Annotated in this window: 14 protein-coding genes; 5 read left to right on the forward strand and 9 right to left on the reverse strand. The window is 71.2% G+C overall.

Translation table 11 applies throughout. From position 1 onward, the window contains the following. Positions 1-324 precede the first annotated feature (324 nt). From ACZ5T9_RS05465 to ACZ5T9_RS05480, 4 genes are all read left to right on the forward strand, one after another. Positions 325-1437 carry a M20/M25/M40 family metallo-hydrolase gene (locus tag ACZ5T9_RS05465; protein WP_464834305.1) on the forward strand — a complete coding sequence of 371 codons (1113 nt, stop codon included), beginning with the start codon at positions 325-327 and terminating at the stop codon, positions 1435-1437. Then, positions 1415-2443 (forward strand): M42 family metallopeptidase, encoded by a 1029-nt coding sequence (locus ACZ5T9_RS05470; protein ID WP_464834306.1) that lies wholly within the window; start codon positions 1415-1417, stop codon positions 2441-2443. The genes ACZ5T9_RS05465 and ACZ5T9_RS05470 overlap by 23 nt, the downstream gene beginning before the upstream one ends. Beyond that, positions 2433-3596: a M42 family metallopeptidase gene (locus tag ACZ5T9_RS05475; RefSeq protein WP_464834307.1), complete on the forward strand. Its 1164-nt coding sequence runs from the start codon at positions 2433-2435 to the stop codon at positions 3594-3596. Before ACZ5T9_RS05470 ends, ACZ5T9_RS05475 begins: the two co-directional genes overlap by 11 nt. Before the next feature lie 398 nt (positions 3597-3994). Beyond that, positions 3995-4243, forward strand: coding sequence for a ferredoxin (locus ACZ5T9_RS05480; RefSeq protein WP_013496099.1), 249 nt, complete (start codon positions 3995-3997; stop codon positions 4241-4243). A 131-nt stretch (positions 4244-4374) separates the two neighbouring features. Here the strand turns inward: ACZ5T9_RS05480 and ACZ5T9_RS05485 are convergent, their stop codons facing one another. The 8 genes from ACZ5T9_RS05485 to ACZ5T9_RS05520 all read right to left on the reverse strand — a co-directional run bounded on the left by ACZ5T9_RS05485 (position 4375) and on the right by ACZ5T9_RS05520 (position 15024). Further along, the gene (locus ACZ5T9_RS05485) at positions 4375-4743 is read right to left on the reverse strand and encodes a DUF1801 domain-containing protein (protein WP_464834308.1); all 369 of its coding nucleotides are present in this window, start codon (positions 4741-4743) and stop codon (positions 4375-4377) included. Positions 4744-4853: 110 nt separating this feature from the next. After that, positions 4854-7667 (reverse strand): aconitate hydratase AcnA, encoded by a 2814-nt coding sequence (gene acnA / locus ACZ5T9_RS05490; RefSeq protein WP_464834309.1) that lies wholly within the window; start codon positions 7665-7667, stop codon positions 4854-4856. A 189-nt stretch (positions 7668-7856) separates the two neighbouring features. Continuing rightward, positions 7857-9347 (reverse strand): NADP-dependent isocitrate dehydrogenase, encoded by a 1491-nt coding sequence (locus tag ACZ5T9_RS05495; RefSeq protein ID WP_464834310.1) that lies wholly within the window; start codon positions 9345-9347, stop codon positions 7857-7859. A gap of 151 nt (positions 9348-9498) precedes the next feature. Further along, positions 9499-11385 carry a cbb3-type cytochrome c oxidase subunit I gene (locus tag ACZ5T9_RS05500; protein WP_464834311.1) on the reverse strand — a complete coding sequence of 629 codons (1887 nt, stop codon included), beginning with the start codon at positions 11383-11385 and terminating at the stop codon, positions 9499-9501. Between the two features lie 16 nt (positions 11386-11401). Beyond that, entirely contained in the window at positions 11402-11986 is a 585-nt protein-coding gene (locus ACZ5T9_RS05505) for a cytochrome C oxidase subunit II (RefSeq protein ID WP_464834312.1), read from the reverse strand. A 156-nt stretch (positions 11987-12142) separates the two neighbouring features. Continuing rightward, complete coding sequence (locus ACZ5T9_RS05510) at positions 12143-12319, reverse strand: hypothetical protein (RefSeq protein ID WP_006903447.1); 177 nt, start codon at positions 12317-12319, stop codon at positions 12143-12145. A gap of 4 nt (positions 12320-12323) precedes the next feature. Next, complete coding sequence (gene cyoE / locus ACZ5T9_RS05515; protein ID WP_464834313.1) at positions 12324-13190, reverse strand: heme o synthase; 867 nt, start codon at positions 13188-13190, stop codon at positions 12324-12326. A gap of 475 nt (positions 13191-13665) precedes the next feature. Then, the gene (locus ACZ5T9_RS05520; protein ID WP_464834314.1) at positions 13666-15024 is read right to left on the reverse strand and encodes an MFS transporter; all 1359 of its coding nucleotides are present in this window, start codon (positions 15022-15024) and stop codon (positions 13666-13668) included. Between the two features lie 366 nt (positions 15025-15390). On the opposite strand from ACZ5T9_RS05520, the gene ACZ5T9_RS05525 reads away from it, so the two are divergent. Continuing rightward, positions 15391-15924, forward strand: coding sequence for a hypothetical protein (locus ACZ5T9_RS05525; protein WP_464834315.1), 534 nt, complete (start codon positions 15391-15393; stop codon positions 15922-15924). A gap of 91 nt (positions 15925-16015) precedes the next feature. Here ACZ5T9_RS05525 and ACZ5T9_RS05530 read toward each other — a convergent pair whose 3' ends face one another. Next, positions 16016-16288 carry a DUF3243 family protein gene (locus ACZ5T9_RS05530; RefSeq protein ID WP_006903451.1) on the reverse strand — a complete coding sequence of 91 codons (273 nt, stop codon included), beginning with the start codon at positions 16286-16288 and terminating at the stop codon, positions 16016-16018. Between the last annotated feature and the right edge of the window lie 159 nt (positions 16289-16447).

A 16447-nucleotide genomic window follows, 5' to 3' on the forward strand; every position in this document is an offset into this window, starting at 1 on the left:
GTGATCCGCGCCGGCGGCGCCCTGCCGCAGCCCCGGTGGCCCGCCGCCCTGGCAGCCTGCTGCCGTCGTGGCCTACCGTTGCCCAGCTGTCCCGCCTCCGCGGTCCGCTCTCGCCACGCCCGGCCGCAGATCATCCGGCCAGAAGTGGTATCATCGAACTTCGGAAGAAGGACGGCCCGCCGGTGCGGTTCGCCCTGGTTTGCGCCGCACCGGCGGGTCCGTTCCAGGCGCCGTTCCCCGGGCCAACAGGTGCCGCCCAACGGCGGGCCGGGCCGGACGGCCGGTTCGACCGGCGGGAACGGCGGGTGGGAGGAGGGTTGCTTGTTGGATGCGGCGGAAGTGCTGGCCCGCCTCGCCTCCATCGCCGGTCCCCCGGGCCATGAGGGGCCCGTGGCGGCGGCGGTGGAAGAGCTCTGGCGGCCCCTGGCCGCCGAGGTGCGCCGGGACGCCCTGGGCAACGTGATCGCCGTGGTGCGGGGCGAGGGGCTGGCCCTCCCCGGCGGGCGGCGGGCCAGCGTGATGTGGGCGGCCCACATGGACGAGATCGCCCTGCTGGTGGCCGCCATCGAGGACGAGGGCTTCCTGCGGGTCGACGCCGCCGGCGGCGCCGATCCCCGCAACCTGCTGGGGCTGGAGGTCACGGTCCACACCGCGGGCGGGCCCCTCGCCGGTGTGGTGGGAACCAAGCCGCCCCACCTGACCAGCGCCGAAGAGGCGCGCCAGGTGCCCCGCCTGCGGGACCTGTTCGTCGACGTGGGCCTGCCGGCGGAGGCGGTGCGGCGCCGGGTGCGGGTGGGCGACCCCATCACCATCCGCCAGTCGCCGGCGCGCCTTCAGGGCCGGCGCATGACGGGCAAGAGCCTGGACAACCGGGTGGGCGTCACGGTGCTGACCCTGGCCCTGGCCGAACTGGCCCGCCGGCGCCACGCCGTGGACGTGTACGCCGTGGCCACGGTCCAGGAGGAAGTGGGGCTGCGGGGGGCCGCCACCAGCGCCTACGGCCTCGACCCCACCCTGGCCATCGCCGTGGACGTGACCTTCGGCGACCAGCCCGGCGTGCCCGACGGCAAGACCGTGGAACTGGGCAAGGGCGCGGCGGTCGCCCAGGGGGCCAACATCCACCCGCGGGTGCTGGAGGCCCTGCGGGAGGCGGCGAAGGCCGAGGGCATCGCCACCCAGCCCGAGCCCATTCCGGGCGCCTCCGGCACCGACGCCTGGGCGATCCAGATCGCGCGCGAGGGGATCCCCACGGGCCTGGTGTCGGTGCCGCTGCGGCACATGCACAGCCCGGCGGAGGTGGTCGACCTGGGCGACGTCCAGGAGGCGGCCCGCTTGCTGGCCGCCACGGCGGCCCGGCTCGACGCCGGGGCTGCCAGCCGGCTGGTGGGTCCGGGCTGGCAGGAGGTGAGGGCGGGTGCTGCTGGCGCGGCTCAGTGAGGCCCGGGGCGTTTCCGGGGACGAGGGGGCGGTGCGCGAGCTCCTGCTGGAGGCGGTGCGCCCCCACATCGACGCCTACCGCATCGACGGCATGGGCAACCTGCTGGTCGTCAAGGGGAAGGACAAGCCCGGCCCCAGGGTCATGGTGGCCGCCCACATGGACGAGGTCGGCGTGATGATCACCCGGATCGAGAAGAGCGGCCTCCTGCGTTTTGCCAAGGTCGGCGGCCTGGACGACCGGCTGCTGCCCGGCAAGCGGGTGCGGGTGGGGCCGGACGGCGTGCCCGGGGTCATCGGCAGCAAGCCGATCCACCTGGACCGCAAGGCGAGCAGCGTGACCCCTGCGGACGAGCTCTACATCGACATCGGCGCCACCTCCCGCGAGGAGGCGGAGAAGCTGGTTCGTCCCGGGCAGTACGCCACCTTCGACACGGCCTTCGGCGAGCTGGGCCAGGGCTGCTGGAAGGGAAAGGCCTTCGACGACCGGGTGGGTTGCGCGCTGCTGGCCGCCCTTCTGGAGGAGGACTACGACTTCCCCTTCTACGGCGCCTTCACCGTCCAGGAGGAGATCGGCCTGCGGGGCGCGGCCACGGCGGCCTATGCCATCGCGCCCGACGTGGCCCTGGTGCTGGAGGGCACCACCTGCGCCGACATCCCCGGTGCGGACGAACACGGCCAGTCCACCCGCCTCGGGCACGGGCCGGCCATCACCGCCATGGACCGGACGGTGATCCCGCCCCGCTGGCTGACGGATCGGCTGGTGGCGGCGGCCGAGCGGCGGGGCATCCCCTACCAGTGGAAGCGGACCACCTTCGGCGGCACCGACGCCGGCCGGATCCACCAGGCGCGCACCGGCATCCCGTCGGCGGTGGTCTCGGTGCCGTGCCGATACATCCACTCCCCCTGCGCGGTGATGAGCCAGCAGGACTATCACGATGCGGCCAGGCTGGTCCGCGGGTTTCTTGAAGATCTGAGCGAAGGAGGCGTGCCCCGCCATGGTGACTGACGACATGACGGCCGGCCGGGCCGGGCCGGGCGGCGAGCCGCCGCACCCCTCCGGTGCGGCCCGCGAACCGCAGCCCGTTGCCGCCCCGGCCGGGGAGCGGGAGGAGCCGGCGGGCGAATCCCGCCTGATCGGGTTCCTCCGCGACCTGACCCAGACCTACGGCCCGTCGGGCCGGGAAGAGGCCGTGCGCGAGTACATTCGCGCGCGGGTGGAGGCCTGGGCCGACGAGGTGCGGGTGGACGCCCTGGGCAACCTGATCGCGCGGCGCGGGCCGCGGGGCGGGGCGGCCCCGGGCTGCGGCGGCGGCTCGGGCCGGCGGATCATGGTGGCCGCCCACATGGACGAGATCGCCCTCATCGCCACCCACATCGACGAGAAGGGTTTCATCCGGGTCGAACCGGTGGGCGGGCAGGATCCCGTCATCCTCATGGGCCAGCGGGTCGAGTTTGCCGGCGGCGTGATCGGCGTGGTCTCCAGCGAGAAACTGGACGGCGCGCGCGACCTCAAGATGGGCAAGCTTTTCGTGGACATCGGCGCCACTTCGGGCGACGACGCGCGCCGCTCCGTGCGGGTCGGCGACATGGCCGTGTTCCACCGGCCCCTGGAGCGGGCGGGCCGGCGCCTGGTCGCCAAGGCCATGGACGACCGCTCGGGTTGCGCGGTGGTCATGGAGGCCATGGCGCGGCTGGAGGACTCGCCCCACGAGGTGTTCTTCGTCTTCACGGTCCAGGGGGAGGTGGGCCTGCGCGGCGCCCGCACCGCCTCCTTCGGCATCGAGCCGGACGTGGCGGTAGCGGTGGACATCACCCTGGCCGGGGACACCCCGGAGCCTGAGCACCGGGTGGCGGTGGAACTGGGCAAGGGGCCGGCCGTCAAGGTGAAGGACAACAGCCAGATCGCCCACCCGCTGGTGCGCCGCTGGATGGAAGGCACGGCGGAGGCGGAGGGGATCCCGTACCAGCTGGAGGTGCTGCCCTTCGGCGGCACCGACGCCGGCGCGATGCAGCTGGCCCGGGCCGGGGTGCCGGCGGGCACCCTCTCCATCCCCACCCGGTACGCCCACACGCCGGGGGAGATGGTCGATGCCGGCGACCTGGAGGGGGCCGTGCGGCTGCTGGTCGCCATGCTGCAGCGCCCGTCGCCGGAACTCTAGACCCCGGACGGAACGGCGGCATGCCGCGGGCGGCCTGCCCGCAGTCGGGCTGGGAGGGGCAAGGGCCGGGAGAAGCAAGGGCTGGGAGAACCCTTTGGGATGGGTGAAAATGAATATCACTTCTTTTCTGCCGAAATCGCGCGATTTTGCGAGTTCCCGGCAGGATTCTCGCCCGGCCATGCGGTACAGTAAGAGAGGCGGGCGCTGATCCGCGGCTCCGGCAACGCCTCCCGGTCGACGGGAGCGAGCCGGGCGCTCCGGCCCACAGGCGCTTGCACGCCGGGGCCGGTCCACGGGGGTCCGCCAGGGGCAACCACAGCTGCCAGCCGCCTTGCCACGGTGGACGGGGTTGCCATAGACTTAGAGGGGTAAACCGGCGAGGAAAGGAGCACCGGCCGATGATCTACGTCATCTGCGAGCCGTGCGTCGGCACCAAGGACCAGTCCTGCGTCGAGGTCTGCCCGGTGGACTGCATCTACGAGGGCGAGGACCAGTTCTTCATCCACCCGGAGGAGTGCATCGGCTGCAGCGCCTGCGCGGCCGTTTGCCCCGTCGAGGCGATCTACGACGAGGACGAGGTCCCCGAGCAGTGGGAGCACTACAAGGAGAAGGCCCGCAAGTTCTTCGAGGAACGCGGCCAGCTCTGATCCTCGGCGACCCCTGCTCCCATCACCGATCATGCCAGCCCACAGCGCCCCGGAGCCGCCTCCGGGGCGCGTTTTTGTCTTCTTGGAAGAACCAGGGGGCGGTTACCCGAAAATCAGGGCCGGCCCTTGTCTCAGGGCCGGTGTGCCGCGGCGGCGTGCCGCACGATGGCCGCAATGCGCCCCTCCGTTGGCTCGTCCAGGTGGGTGAAAAACCAGGCACTGGGCATGAGCTGGTCAGCCCGGTTCGGCTCCCGCTCGAAATGGGCCTTGTCCGTCAGGCCGAAGGTCATAAAGCGGTCGTCGGCTCGGAAGAAGCAGAGGACAGGACCGCTGCCCTTTGCGTACCCGGGCATGCCGTACCACAGCCGCGGGGTGAGTTCGGGCACGGCATCTAGGATGACCCGATGCAGGCGCAAGCCGTAGGACCGGAAGGGTTCCTGCCAAGTTTGGATCTTCTCCAGAACGGCGGTTTCGCCTAGGTCGCATCTTGTACCACTCACGGCTTCTCTCCTTTCCCAGCGGCAAGGGCCGCGGGGCGGCCCTCCCTGGAGCCGCCCCGCCGGTCATCTCGCATACCCTCTCGCCTTGCTGTCGCCCCGCCCAGGCACCGTCACGCCGCCTGCATGATCTGCCGCAGCACCTTCTGCAGGATGCCACCGTGGCGGTAGTACTCCACCTCGATGGGCGTGTCCAGCCGGCAGAGGACCTCGAAGCGGACCTCGCTGCCGTCGTCCCGCCGGGCCGTGACCTGCAACCGCTTGCGCGGAGCCAGGCCCTCGCCGATGCCGGTGATGAAGTACTCCTCGGTCCCGGTCAGGCCCAGGGTGGCCGCGTTCTGCCCGTCCACGAACTGCAGCGGCAGCACGCCCATGCCCACCAGGTTGCTGCGGTGGATGCGCTCGAAGCTCTCGGCGATCACCGCCTTGACGCCCAGCAGGTAGGTGCCCTTGGCCGCCCAGTCGCGGGAGCTGCCGGTGCCGTACTCCTTGCCACCGATGACGATCAGCGGCGTGCCCTCCTGCTGGTAGCGCATGGCGGCGTCGTAGATGGTCATCTTCTGGCCGCTGGGGATGTGCAGGGTCCAGCCGCCCTCGGTGCCGGGGACCAGCTGGTTGCGCAGCCGGATGTTGGCGAAGGTGCCCCGCATCATCACCTCGTGGTTGCCGCGGCGCGAGCCGTAGGTGTTGAACTCCTCCCACTTGACGCCGCGCTCCAGGAGGTACTGGCCCGCCGGGCTGTTCTTGGGGATCGAGCCCGCCGGCGAGATGTGGTCGGTGGTGATGGAGTCGCCCAGGAGGGCCAGCACCCGGGCCCGGACGATGTCCTCCGGCCGGCCGGGTTCGTCCCCCATGTCCTTGAAGAAGGGCGGCTCCTGGATGTAGGTCGAGGCCGGATCCCAGTTGTACAGGTCGCCCTCGGGCGCGGGCAGCTGGCGCCACTGCTCGGGGCCTTCGAAGACCCGGGCGTACTCCTTCTTGAACAGCTCGGGCCGCACCACCTGGCGGATGGTCTCCTGGATCTCCTCCTGGGTGGGCCAGATGTCCCGCAGGTAGACGGGCCGCCCGTTGGGGTCATAGCCCAGGGGGTCTTCCAGCAGGTTGATGTCCACCGTGCCGGCCAGGGCGTAGGCCACCACCAGGGGCGGCGAGGCCAGGTAGTTGGCCTTGACCAGCGGGTTGATGCGGCCCTCGAAGTTGCGGTTGCCGCTGAGCACGGCCGCCGCCACCAAGTCGTTCTCGGTGATGGCCTGGGCCACGTCTTCGGGCAGGGCGCCGCTGTTGCCGATGCAGGTGGTGCAGCCGTAACCCACCACGTGGAAGCGCAGCGCCTCGAGATACGGCAGCAGCCCCGCCTCCCGCAGGTAGTCGGTCACCACCCGGGAGCCCGGCGCCAGGCTGGTCTTGACGTAGGGCTTGACGGTCAGGCCCCGCTCCACGGCCTTCTTGGCCAGAAGCCCCGCCGCCAGCATCACCGAGGGGTTGGAGGTGTTGGTGCAGCTGGTGATGGCGGCGATGACCACCGAGCCGTGGGTGAGCTCGGTGGTGGTCCTGGGCCGGGTCAGCACCGCCACGCCGCCGCCCTCGCCGGACGAACCGGCATGGGCCGCTCCGGCTCCCGTGCCGTCCCCGCCGGCCGCGGCCGCACCCGCCCGGGCGGCCTCGCGCCCCGGCTCGGCGCCCGGCCGGAAGGGCACCGAGGTGTCGCCGGGCTTCTTGCCGAAGGTGGCCAGCGCCTCGCGGAAGGCGCGGCCCGCCTCCCGCAGCGGCACCCGGTCCTGGGGCCGCCGCGGCCCGGCCAGGCTGGGCTCCACGTCGCCCAGGTCGAGTTCCAGCACGTCGCTGTAGACGGGGTCGGGCGTCTGGTCGGTGCGGAACAGGCCCTGCTCCTTGCAGTACCGCTCCACCAGGGCGATGTGGTCCTCGTCCCGGCCCGTCAGGCGCAGGTAGCCCAGGGTCTCGCCGTCCACGGGGAAGAACCCGCAGGTGGCGCCGTACTCGGGGGCCATGTTGCCGATGGTGGCCCGGTCCGCCAGGGGCAGGTTGGAGAGCCCCGGCCCGAAGAACTCGACGAACTTGCCCACCACGCCCTTCTTGCGCAGCATCTGGGTGACGGTGAGCACCAGGTCGGTGGCGGTGGCGCCCTCGGGCAGCTGGCCCGTCAGGCGGAAGCCCACCACCTCGGGCACCTGCATGAAGTAGGGCTGGCCCAGCATCACCGCCTCGGCCTCGATGCCGCCCACGCCCCAGCCCAGCACCCCCATGCCGTTGACCATGGTGGTGTGGGAGTCGGTGCCCACCAGGGTGTCGGGGTAGGCCCGCACCTCGCCGTGTTCTTCCCGGCGGTGGACCACCTTGGCCAAATACTCCAGGTTCACCTGGTGGACGATGCCCGTCCCCGGCGGCACCACGCGGAAGTTGTCGAAGGCGTTCTGCGCCCAGCGGAGCAGGGTGTAGCGCTCGCGGTTGCGCTCGAACTCCTTCTCCACGTTGTAGAAGAAGGCATACTGGGTGCCGAAGGCGTCGACAATTACCGAGTGGTCGATGACCAGATCCGCCGGCACCAGCGGGTTGATCCGCTTGGGGTCGCCCCCCATGCGGGCCACGGCGCTGCGCATGGCGGCCAGGTCGACCACCGCCGGCACGCCGGTGAAGTCCTGGAGCAGCACCCGGGAGGGCATCCAGCCGATCTCCCGCCCGTCGGGCTTGGGCTGCCAGCGGGCCAGGGCCAGGACGTCGTCCTCGGTGACGGTCTCGCCGTCCAGGTTGCGCAGCAGGTTCTCCAGCAGGATGCGGATGGTGAAAGGCAGGCGATCCAGGTCGACGCCGGCCGCCTCGGCCAGCCTGGGCAGGCTGTAGATCACCACGGGGCCGCCCGGCGTCTCCAGGGTGGTGCGCACGCCAAACGGGTCGCGTCGCTCGGCCATCCGTCGTCCCCCTCTCTGGGGCCATTGTAACGCTTTTTCTGCCCGGCCAGGACCTGCCGGTCCCATCCCGGGTCGCAAAAAGTCGGGGGCCCGGCAACCACCGGCCGAGCCCCCCGAACGTCTGATATCCCACAAGAGCTATCGATGCCTTTTCGCCCCCCGGCGCCGCCGCGGCGCCGATAGGCACCCTTAGGCTTCGCCCTGGGCCTTGGTGAAGCCGGGCTCGCCGTCGAACTCCTGCAACACCTCGATCTGCATCCAGCGGAAGCGGCTGCCCACGCGCTGGACCAGGTCGACAACGTCCTCCTGGCGCGCCTCGCCGTCGCCCTTGTAGAGGAAGCGACAGCGGTAGTGGTCCACCAGGTCGATCAGCCCGCCCGTGGGCGGGTACACCTGGGTCCCGCGGTTGGAGATCATCTTCAGGCGGAAGGCGCTGCCCTCGGCCAGTTCCTCCAGGGCGGGACCCAGCTGCTCCGGCAAGAGGTCGCTCTCGACGAACACGTCGGCGCCCACGATGCGGCGGCTCCGGGCCTTCACGTAGGCCGGCTCGGGGCTGATCTGGGGCAGCTTGACGGCGCGGTAGGAGCGGACCTGGGCGTTTCGCGGCTTCTGGCCCAGGTTGGCGATGATGGCGTCGGTGTACTCCGTGGTCTTGGCGCCGCGGTCGTAGCCCACGACGTCGCCCGTCAGGACCTTGCCCTCCTCCAGCGTGTAGAGGACGGCGTTCTCGATCAGCTCGGCCACGGCGAACTCCTCGATGTAGCGCAGCATCATCACCGCCGAGAGGAGCACCGCCGTGGGGTTGATCACGTTCTTGCCGGCGTACTTGGGGGCGGAGCCGTGAACCGCCTCGAAGATGGCCACCTCGTTGCCGATGTTGGCCGAGGGGGCGAAGCCCAGCCCGCCGACCAGGCCCGAGGTGAGGTCGGAGAGGATGTCCCCGTTCATGTTGGTGGTGACGAGGACGTCGAACTGCTCCGGCCGCTTGACCAGCTGGTGGGCGGCGTTGTCCACGATGATGTGCTGGGCCTCGATGTCCGGATACTCCTGCGCCACCCGTTCGAAGACCCGCTTCATGGTCCCCTCGCTGAGCTTCATGATGTTGGACTTGGTGGCGCAGTGGACCCGCTTTCGCCCTTCGGCCCGGGCCAGCTCGAAGGCGAAGCGGACGATCTTCTCCGATCCCTTGTCGGAGATCAGCTTGAGGGTCTGGGCGACCCCCGGAGTCTGCTGGTGCTCGATGCCGGCGTACAGGTCTTCCACGTTCTCGCGGACGACCACCAGGTCGATGCCCCGGCCCGAATAGGGAGTGGGCACGTTGGGCAGCTCCCGCACCGGCCGCACGTTGGCGTAGGTCTCGAAGAGCTTGCGCAGGGTGACGTTGGCGCTCTTCTCGCCGTAGCCGACAGGGGTCTCCAGGGGCCCCTTGAGGACGATCCGCGACTTGCGGATGGAGTCGATGGTCTCCTGCGGCACGCCGGAGGCAAGGCCCTTCTTAAATACACTGGCCCCCGCTTCTCGGATCTCGAAGACCAGGGGGGCCTTGGCTGCCTCCAGAATCTTTAAGGTCGCGTCGATACACTCCGGGCCGATCCCGTCGCCGGGAATGACGGTGACGAGTTTGCGGCCGTCTTCCGTGACGAAGAGCTTCTTCCCGCTCTCGGTGGTTACGAGTGGCATATCTTCCTCCCCAGGGGCTCCCGTGCCCCTCGACGCGAGTATACCACTGGGCTTGCAAGCCAAGTCAACTTGCGGCCGGACCCGCCGCACCGGGGGGAGGAACCGGCGGGGCCGGCGGCCATCGGGCCGCCGGCCCCGGGGTTCCGGGAGCTCAGCCCACCGGCCAGACCTTGTGCAGGTTCGACCAGGCGACCACGTACATCAGGACGAACCAGGCCAGGAAGGCGAAGACCAGCACCACGGTGCCCGGCGCCTCCACCCGGGCCCCGGGAGCCCTGGGCTCCGGGGCCGCCCCGTAGCCGGCCCCCGCGGCCGGGCCCGCCCTGTGGCCCGCCGGGCCCGCGCCGCCCGGTGCACCCTGGGCCTGCCGGCCCTGTTCCCCGCCCGGCCCCTCGGGGTCCGACCCGCCGGTGATGGGCGGGGCCGCGATGGGCGGGGTAGCCGGCGGCAGGGCGAGGCGCAGCCCCGCGCCGACCCGGGTGGTGGTGCGGTGGGAGAACAGGGTGCCCAGCATGACCGCCACGAACATCGCCCCGCCCAGCACCGCCAACACGGCGCCCATGCCGACCCCGGCGAGCAGCAGCTGGACCCGGGGATCTTCAAAGACCGTCACCGGGATGGCCGCCTGCTGGTAGGTGATGTCCCACAGGCGCCGCGGCACGCCCAGCTTCCCGGCGGCCATCATGCTTCCGGTCAGGACGGCCAGGCCCAGGGAATAAATGTAGGGCTGCCACCGGGCCAGGCCCGGGAAGGCCAGGGGCCGCTGGCCGATCAGCGGCAGCAGGTAGTAGGCGATGCCCATGAAGGCCACCGTGGTGCCGGCCACCACCGTGGAGTGGAAGTGCCCCGGGACGAACAGGGTGTTGTGCACCAGCATGTTGAGCTGCATCTGGCCCATGATCACGCCCGTCACGCCGCCCACGAAGCCGAACCACAGCACGGACAGGGCCAGGGCGGCGAAGCCGGGCTCGCCCCAGGGCGCCTTGCGCAGCCAGGTGAACAGGCCGCGGTGATGCCCCCGCTCCCGCTGGGCGACCTCCACGGCGCTGGGGATGGAGAAGGCGTGGATCATGCTGCCCACCGTGGCCAGGTACATGAAGTAGCTGGTGTTCATGATGCGGTTGCTGGTGCCCAGGCCGGGGTCGACCAGCAGGTGGTGGATGGAGCCCAGCTGGATGAAGGCCACGTAGAGGAAGAAGGCCAGCCGGCTCAGCCCCTCATGGAGCGGCCGCGCGCCCACCGTCAGGCTGGCCAGGGCATACCACACGCCCACCATGGCGGCCAGGTTGACCTGCTGGGAGCCGTGGCCGAAGCCCCAGAAGAGGAGCCGGTAGACGGCCGGGTCGACCGACGGCAGCCAGTCCATGCTCCACAGGAAGGTCGGGATCAGGGCCAGGGCGCCCGAGACCAGGGTGAAGACCGCCAGCACCGCTGCGGCGAGGAAGGCATAGGTGACCAGGGGCAGGGAGGTCTTCACCAGGCCTTCCGCCCGTGCCCGCAGGACGGTGGCGAAGAACACGCCCACAGCCACCAGCGCCCCCACGGTGAAGACGATGAGCCCCAGGTAGAAGGCCGGGTGGCCCTTCAGGGGCGGGTAGGCGGTGACCATCACGTTGGCTTCGCCGGTGAGCATGGCCGCCTCGGTGACCAGGGCGCCCGCCAGCATGAGCGCGTAGGCGATCCAGCCCGCCCGCGGCGTCACCAGACGGGTATTGAGCAGGACGGCGCTGCCGAAGTACAGGCCCGCCACCTCGAAGAACAGGATCCAGAAGACCAGCATGGTGGTGCCGTGGGCCGTGACGAACCGGTAGAACAGCTCCGCCGGGAGAAGGTGCACCGCCGGCCAGCGGGTCAGGCCGATGAGCAGGGCCAGCAGGCCGCCGAAGGCCAGGAAGACCACCGCCGTGACCGCGTTGACGATGATCAGCGTCTCGGCCGGCCGGTGGACGGCCAATCCGGTGACCGGGCACGTGCGGAAGCCGGCGGCAGGCCCTGCCGGCGCCGGGGTGCGGGTCGCCACCACGGTGCTTGACGCCATGAGCCATCCCCCCCACCTAGTCGACCACGATGAGCCGGCCGCTCATCAGGTGGTGTCCGACGCCGCAGTACTCGTTGCAGACCACGGCGTACTCGCCGGTCTGCTGGGGCGTCAGCTCGATCACGTAGACGTAGCCGGGCAGGACCTGGAAGTTCAGATTCAGCGGCTGGATGGAGAGGCCGTGCTGAAGGTCGGTGGAGGAGACGTAGAGCCGGTACGTCTCGCCGCGCTTGAGCCGCAGGATCGGCCGCCACTGGTAGGCCATGGCCTCCAGGTAGACCTCGCCTCCCGGCTCCGGTTCCACCACCGGCACGCCGAACTCCTCGCCCACCTGGTGCTCCTTGATGAAGGCCTCGGCCGCGGCTTTAAAGTCGGCCGGCGCCATGCGGTAGCTCTCGATGGGCGTGTTCTGGTGGCCCACGTGGGGCCAGATCCACATCATGGCGAACATCACCAGGGCCCAGATCAGGGCCGCGATGAGCCAGACCCGTTCAATCCGGCCCAGGGGACCCCACCACACCCGCGGGGGCGGTTCGAGGGCCGAGGCGCCCCCCGGACCGGCCACGGGATGGAGGGCCGGACCACGTTCCGCTGCGTTCATCCCCTTGACCTCCTTTGCGCGCTGCGGTACCGCCGGCGGCTGCCGCCTCTCCTGGGGCGAGGGGGCGCAGCGCCTGTTATCAGGCTGCCGGCGTTGCCGGTTCCACCGCCCTTGAGCTCACTGCCGCGTCCCGTTCCCGGCTCCGGCCGGGCGGGATCACCGCGGGAACAGGGGCACCTGGGCCAGTTCCATCAGGCCCCACACGATGTAGAGCAGCACCGGGACCATCAGGCCCACGCCGAGCAGGAAGAACTCGTCATCCAGCAGCCGCTGGATCCACGGCACCGGCTCCGGCACCGGGTCCGTCTGCGCCGCCGCGCGCCCTCCGTCCATGGCCTCACCCCCTTCCTGCCAGGGCCAGCGCGAAGACCGCCAGGATCCAGCCCAGGTAGGGGCCGGAAAGCTTGTACAGCCGCCAGGCCAGGCGCTCCCGCCGGCCGGGGCCGGCCAGGGCGACCGCCAGGTTGAGCGCCACCATGACCGCCCCCGCTGCCGCCACTGCCAGGGTGTGCCCGCCCCGGTACCAGCCCCAGAGGGCGGGGATCAGGGAAAGGACCACCAGCGCCAGGGTATTGGCCAGGGTGAGCCAGGCCGCCCGGCGGGGACCCGCGGTGACGGGCAGCATGGGGATGCCGGCCCGGGCGTACTCGTCCCGGACCACCATGGCCAGGGGCCAGAAATGGGAAGGCGTCCAGAGGAAGAGCCAGGCGAACAGGAGCCACGCTCCGGGACCCGGGGTGCCGGTCTGGGACAGCCACCCGGCCAGCACCATCAGGCTGCCGGCGGTGCCGCCCAGGACGATGTTCCACGCCGTGCGCCGCTTGAGCCAGAGGCTGTAGAGCTCGGCGTAGACGGCGATGCCCGCCAGCAGCACCAGGACCACGGCGCCGCCCAGCAGCACCGCGGCGGCGGAGACGCCGGCCAGGGACAGGACCGCCCCCACTTCCAGCGCCCGCAGGGGCTCCAGGCGCCCCGCCGGCAGGGGCCGGGCGGCGGTGCGGTCCATGTGCCCGTCCACGTCCCGGTCTACGAAGTGGTTGAACGCCGCCGCCCCGGCGGCGGCCATGCCGCCGGCCAGGGCGAAGCCGGCGAGCCGGGCCGGATCGGGCTGCCCGCCAGCCCCGGCGTACCCCGCCAGCACCCCCGACAGGACCAGCATCAGGACGATGCGCGGCTTGGTGAGGATGACCAGGTCCAGCATCATCCGGACCTTATCCGTGGGGGCAAGGGCCCGGCACGGAGAACAGCCGTATGGCGTGGCGCCCGGAACCGGAGCCTGCCGGGACGGCAGCACCGGAGCCGTCCTCGGGGCCGCTTGTGGCGGGGCGCCTGCGGCGTCCGTGGTGCTTCCCGTCATGGCGCGTCCCCCCTTGTCCCCGGGCATGGCGCGTCCCCCCTTGTCCCCGGGGTCGGGCGTCCTTCCCCTGGGCGGGGCTTCCAGGATCCACGCTAGGGAGGGGACGGGGAGGCGCCGTGTGACGAAGATCACACGAAATCGGCAGATCGGGTGGGTTAAAGGGCAAGATCCGGCGGAGGAGGGGCGCTTTAAGTCTTTATTGAGTTGAAAGGTAAACTGGGTCTTGGCGCGTGGAACGGGCCCCTGCAGGGAAGCCAGGTAGGGAAGCCCGGGTAGCGAAGCCCAACTGCAGGCCGGTTCGGCGGCGGCGAGGCGAGAGGATTCAGCCAAGTCCCAGGGGGCGACCGCTGGCCGGGGGACCTTGCCCGTCTTGACCGGCCGCGGCGGCCGGGCTAGCTTGTCCCGTCAGGGCTCGCCCCGTCCAGGCGAGAAGAACCGCCAGGATGCCGACCGCAGCGGTCCCGGCCAGGAAGGTCCAGGTGGGATGGCCCAGCAACCCCGCCGCGGCGGAACCGGCCACGACGGCCACCGAAAAGCACGCATAGAACAGCCCGAAGGCCCGGCCCCGCTGCCCCCGGCCCGTGGCATCGACCACCAGGGCCGCAGCCGCGGGGAACACCAGGGCAAAGCCGGTGCCAAAGACCACCATGGCCAGCGCCAGGCCGGGCAGGGAACCGAAGGCGGCCAGGCCCGCCAGGGCCGCCGCCACGGCCAGCAGGCCCGCCAGCAGCGGCCGAACCCGCCCCCAGCGGTCGGACAGGCGGCTGGCGGGGGAGAGGAAGAGGGCGATGGCGGTAAGCCCGAACAGGCTGAGCAACATCCCCGTGGCGGCAGGGCCAGCGCTCAGGGCGGCCACCTTGGCGGGGAGGGTGTACACCAGGAGCCCCAGGGCGAACATCAGGGCCAGGGCCCCCAGGTAGGCTAGGCGCAGGGCTGCGTTCCTCCAAAGGGGGGTGGTGCGGGTGACCGCCGGGGCGCCGGGCTCTGGGGCGGGTCGCCTTCCCCGGGCCGGGGAGCGGGCCGGGGAAGGGGATGAACCCTGCGGGGCCGCAGCCGCGGCCAGGGCCGGGTTGCCGTACGCCGCCATGTCACCGTTGCCGGCGGCCTGGTCGGTCCGGGGGGCGGGCCCGTGGAAGGCCGGTACCTCCTCATCCCGGACCCAACGGGCCACGATCATGGACACCAGGAACAGCAGCGCTGCGGTGGTGGCGAACACCCAGCCCGGACCCAGGCGCTGAGCCAGCAGGCCCCCGTAAGCCGGGCCCACCACCGAAGCCAGGCCGATGGCGGCACCGGCACCGGCCATGATCTGCCCCCGGTGGGTGCTCTCACCGTGGTCCCCCAGGAGAGCGAAGGCCGCCGGCGTCACCAGGCCTGCACCAAAGCCATGCACCAGCCGGGCCAGCGCCAGCTGGGCGGCCGTTTCCGCCGGGGCGTAGGCGCCGGCGCCCAGGGCCGCCAGCGCCAGACCCAGCACCAGCACGCCCTTGCGCCGGCCCCCATCCAGCCAGCGGCCGGCGGCCAGGTTGCCGGCCAGATTGGTCATGGAATAAGCCCCCACGATGAGTCCCGCCAGGAAAGACGGGGCCCCTAGCCGGTGGGCATAGGGGGCGATCAGGGGTATCTGGGCGAACTGGTCGAAGAAGGCGGCCATGACGGCCACATAAAGCAACCGGTGCATGACGGTTCGCTCCCCAGGCCGGGCTCCGGCATCCCGCGTACGGGCCTGGCACTACGAGTGTAGTCGTGCCGGCGGCGCTGCAGCAACGGCCGAACCGGGCTGGTCTCATTCCGGTGGGTGTACACTGCGCTGGTGCACTCCTCCGGTGCACTGAACTGCGTCAAGGAAATGTAGCTTTGGCGTCACGAAACATGTAGCCTTGGTGTAAATGGAAAGACTTGGATGGGCATCCACAATGGACGAGGGGCCTCGCGCCGCACCCTGGGAACACCGGGCAGGACCCCTGCGGGAAGGACCCCTGCACAGGACCCCGGAACCCCCGGGTCCGGTGGGACCCCTGGAACCATGGTCGGGGGGAGGGCGAAGGTGAGGCGGGTGGTCGCAACGGTGCTGGTCGCGGTGGGGGCTGTGCTCCTGGCCGGCGTGGGGTCCGCGTCCCGCGCTTCGCAGCCGTGGTGGTTCGGCCTGCTTCCCGGCGAGAAGCGGGAGCTGGTGGCCCGGGAAGATGCCGGCATGCGCTCTTCTCCTCCGGCACCCAAGGACCAGGTGGGGGCGCGGGAGGCCGTGCAACAGGGTGACCCCGCAAGACCGGCGGGCATCATCGAATCGGGCGAGTATCCGGATCCCACGGTGGTGATCCAGAACCGCTGGCAGGGCCCCGCCGGGGACGGCCATATGGCGGTCTTCGCCGGTGCCTACCGCGACCGGCCGGAGCAGGGCCTGGTGATCGTCCACTGGTACGATGACCAGTGGCGGTTCGTCAGGGGGAGGCCGGTGGAATCGCCCCGTGCGCAGGGCAGCCTGCGGATCACCGGCGCCGGGGACGGGGTCTTGATCCTGCGGGCCGGCTCGGGTGATGAACTGCGCTTTGACCTGGCTACGGCCACGTTCGTGGATTGATCCCCCTTGCTACAGCGGCGGGTCGCAACGGCAGCGGGGCCGATGCCCCAGGCGGCACCGGCCCCGCGGGTGAGGGGAGGGGGCTAGGAGGCTACCTGGCCACGTTGCGGCCGACGGTGCGGTCGGCCAGCTTGATCAAAGCCGAGGCGATCTGCGCCTGCTCCTGATTGCTGGCGTTCTGCCACATTTCCTTCAAGAGCCGCTGCTCGGCGCTGCGCGGCTCCGCTTCCCGCGCCAGCCAGTCGCCGACCTCCGTCACCACGCCGGTAATGCCCTCGCTGGACATCCCCAGGTTCTCCATGGTGCGGACCTTGTCGGCCAGGACGGTCAGTTGCTGGCGGAAGACCTCGCTGAATTCCGGCACCGGTGATTCCTCCCTTCGCCGATGTCTAAGGTGTCACCGGCACCGCAGCGGTATGCGAGGGGCGGGCGGCGGTGCTACGGCCCGTGCTGTACCCCCGGCCCGTCATAGATGCGGGCGGCCGGGGGCACTCCATTGGGGGGCGCGGGGCGGCATGCCAGC

Source organism: Thermaerobacter nagasakiensis (genome assembly GCF_055396825.1).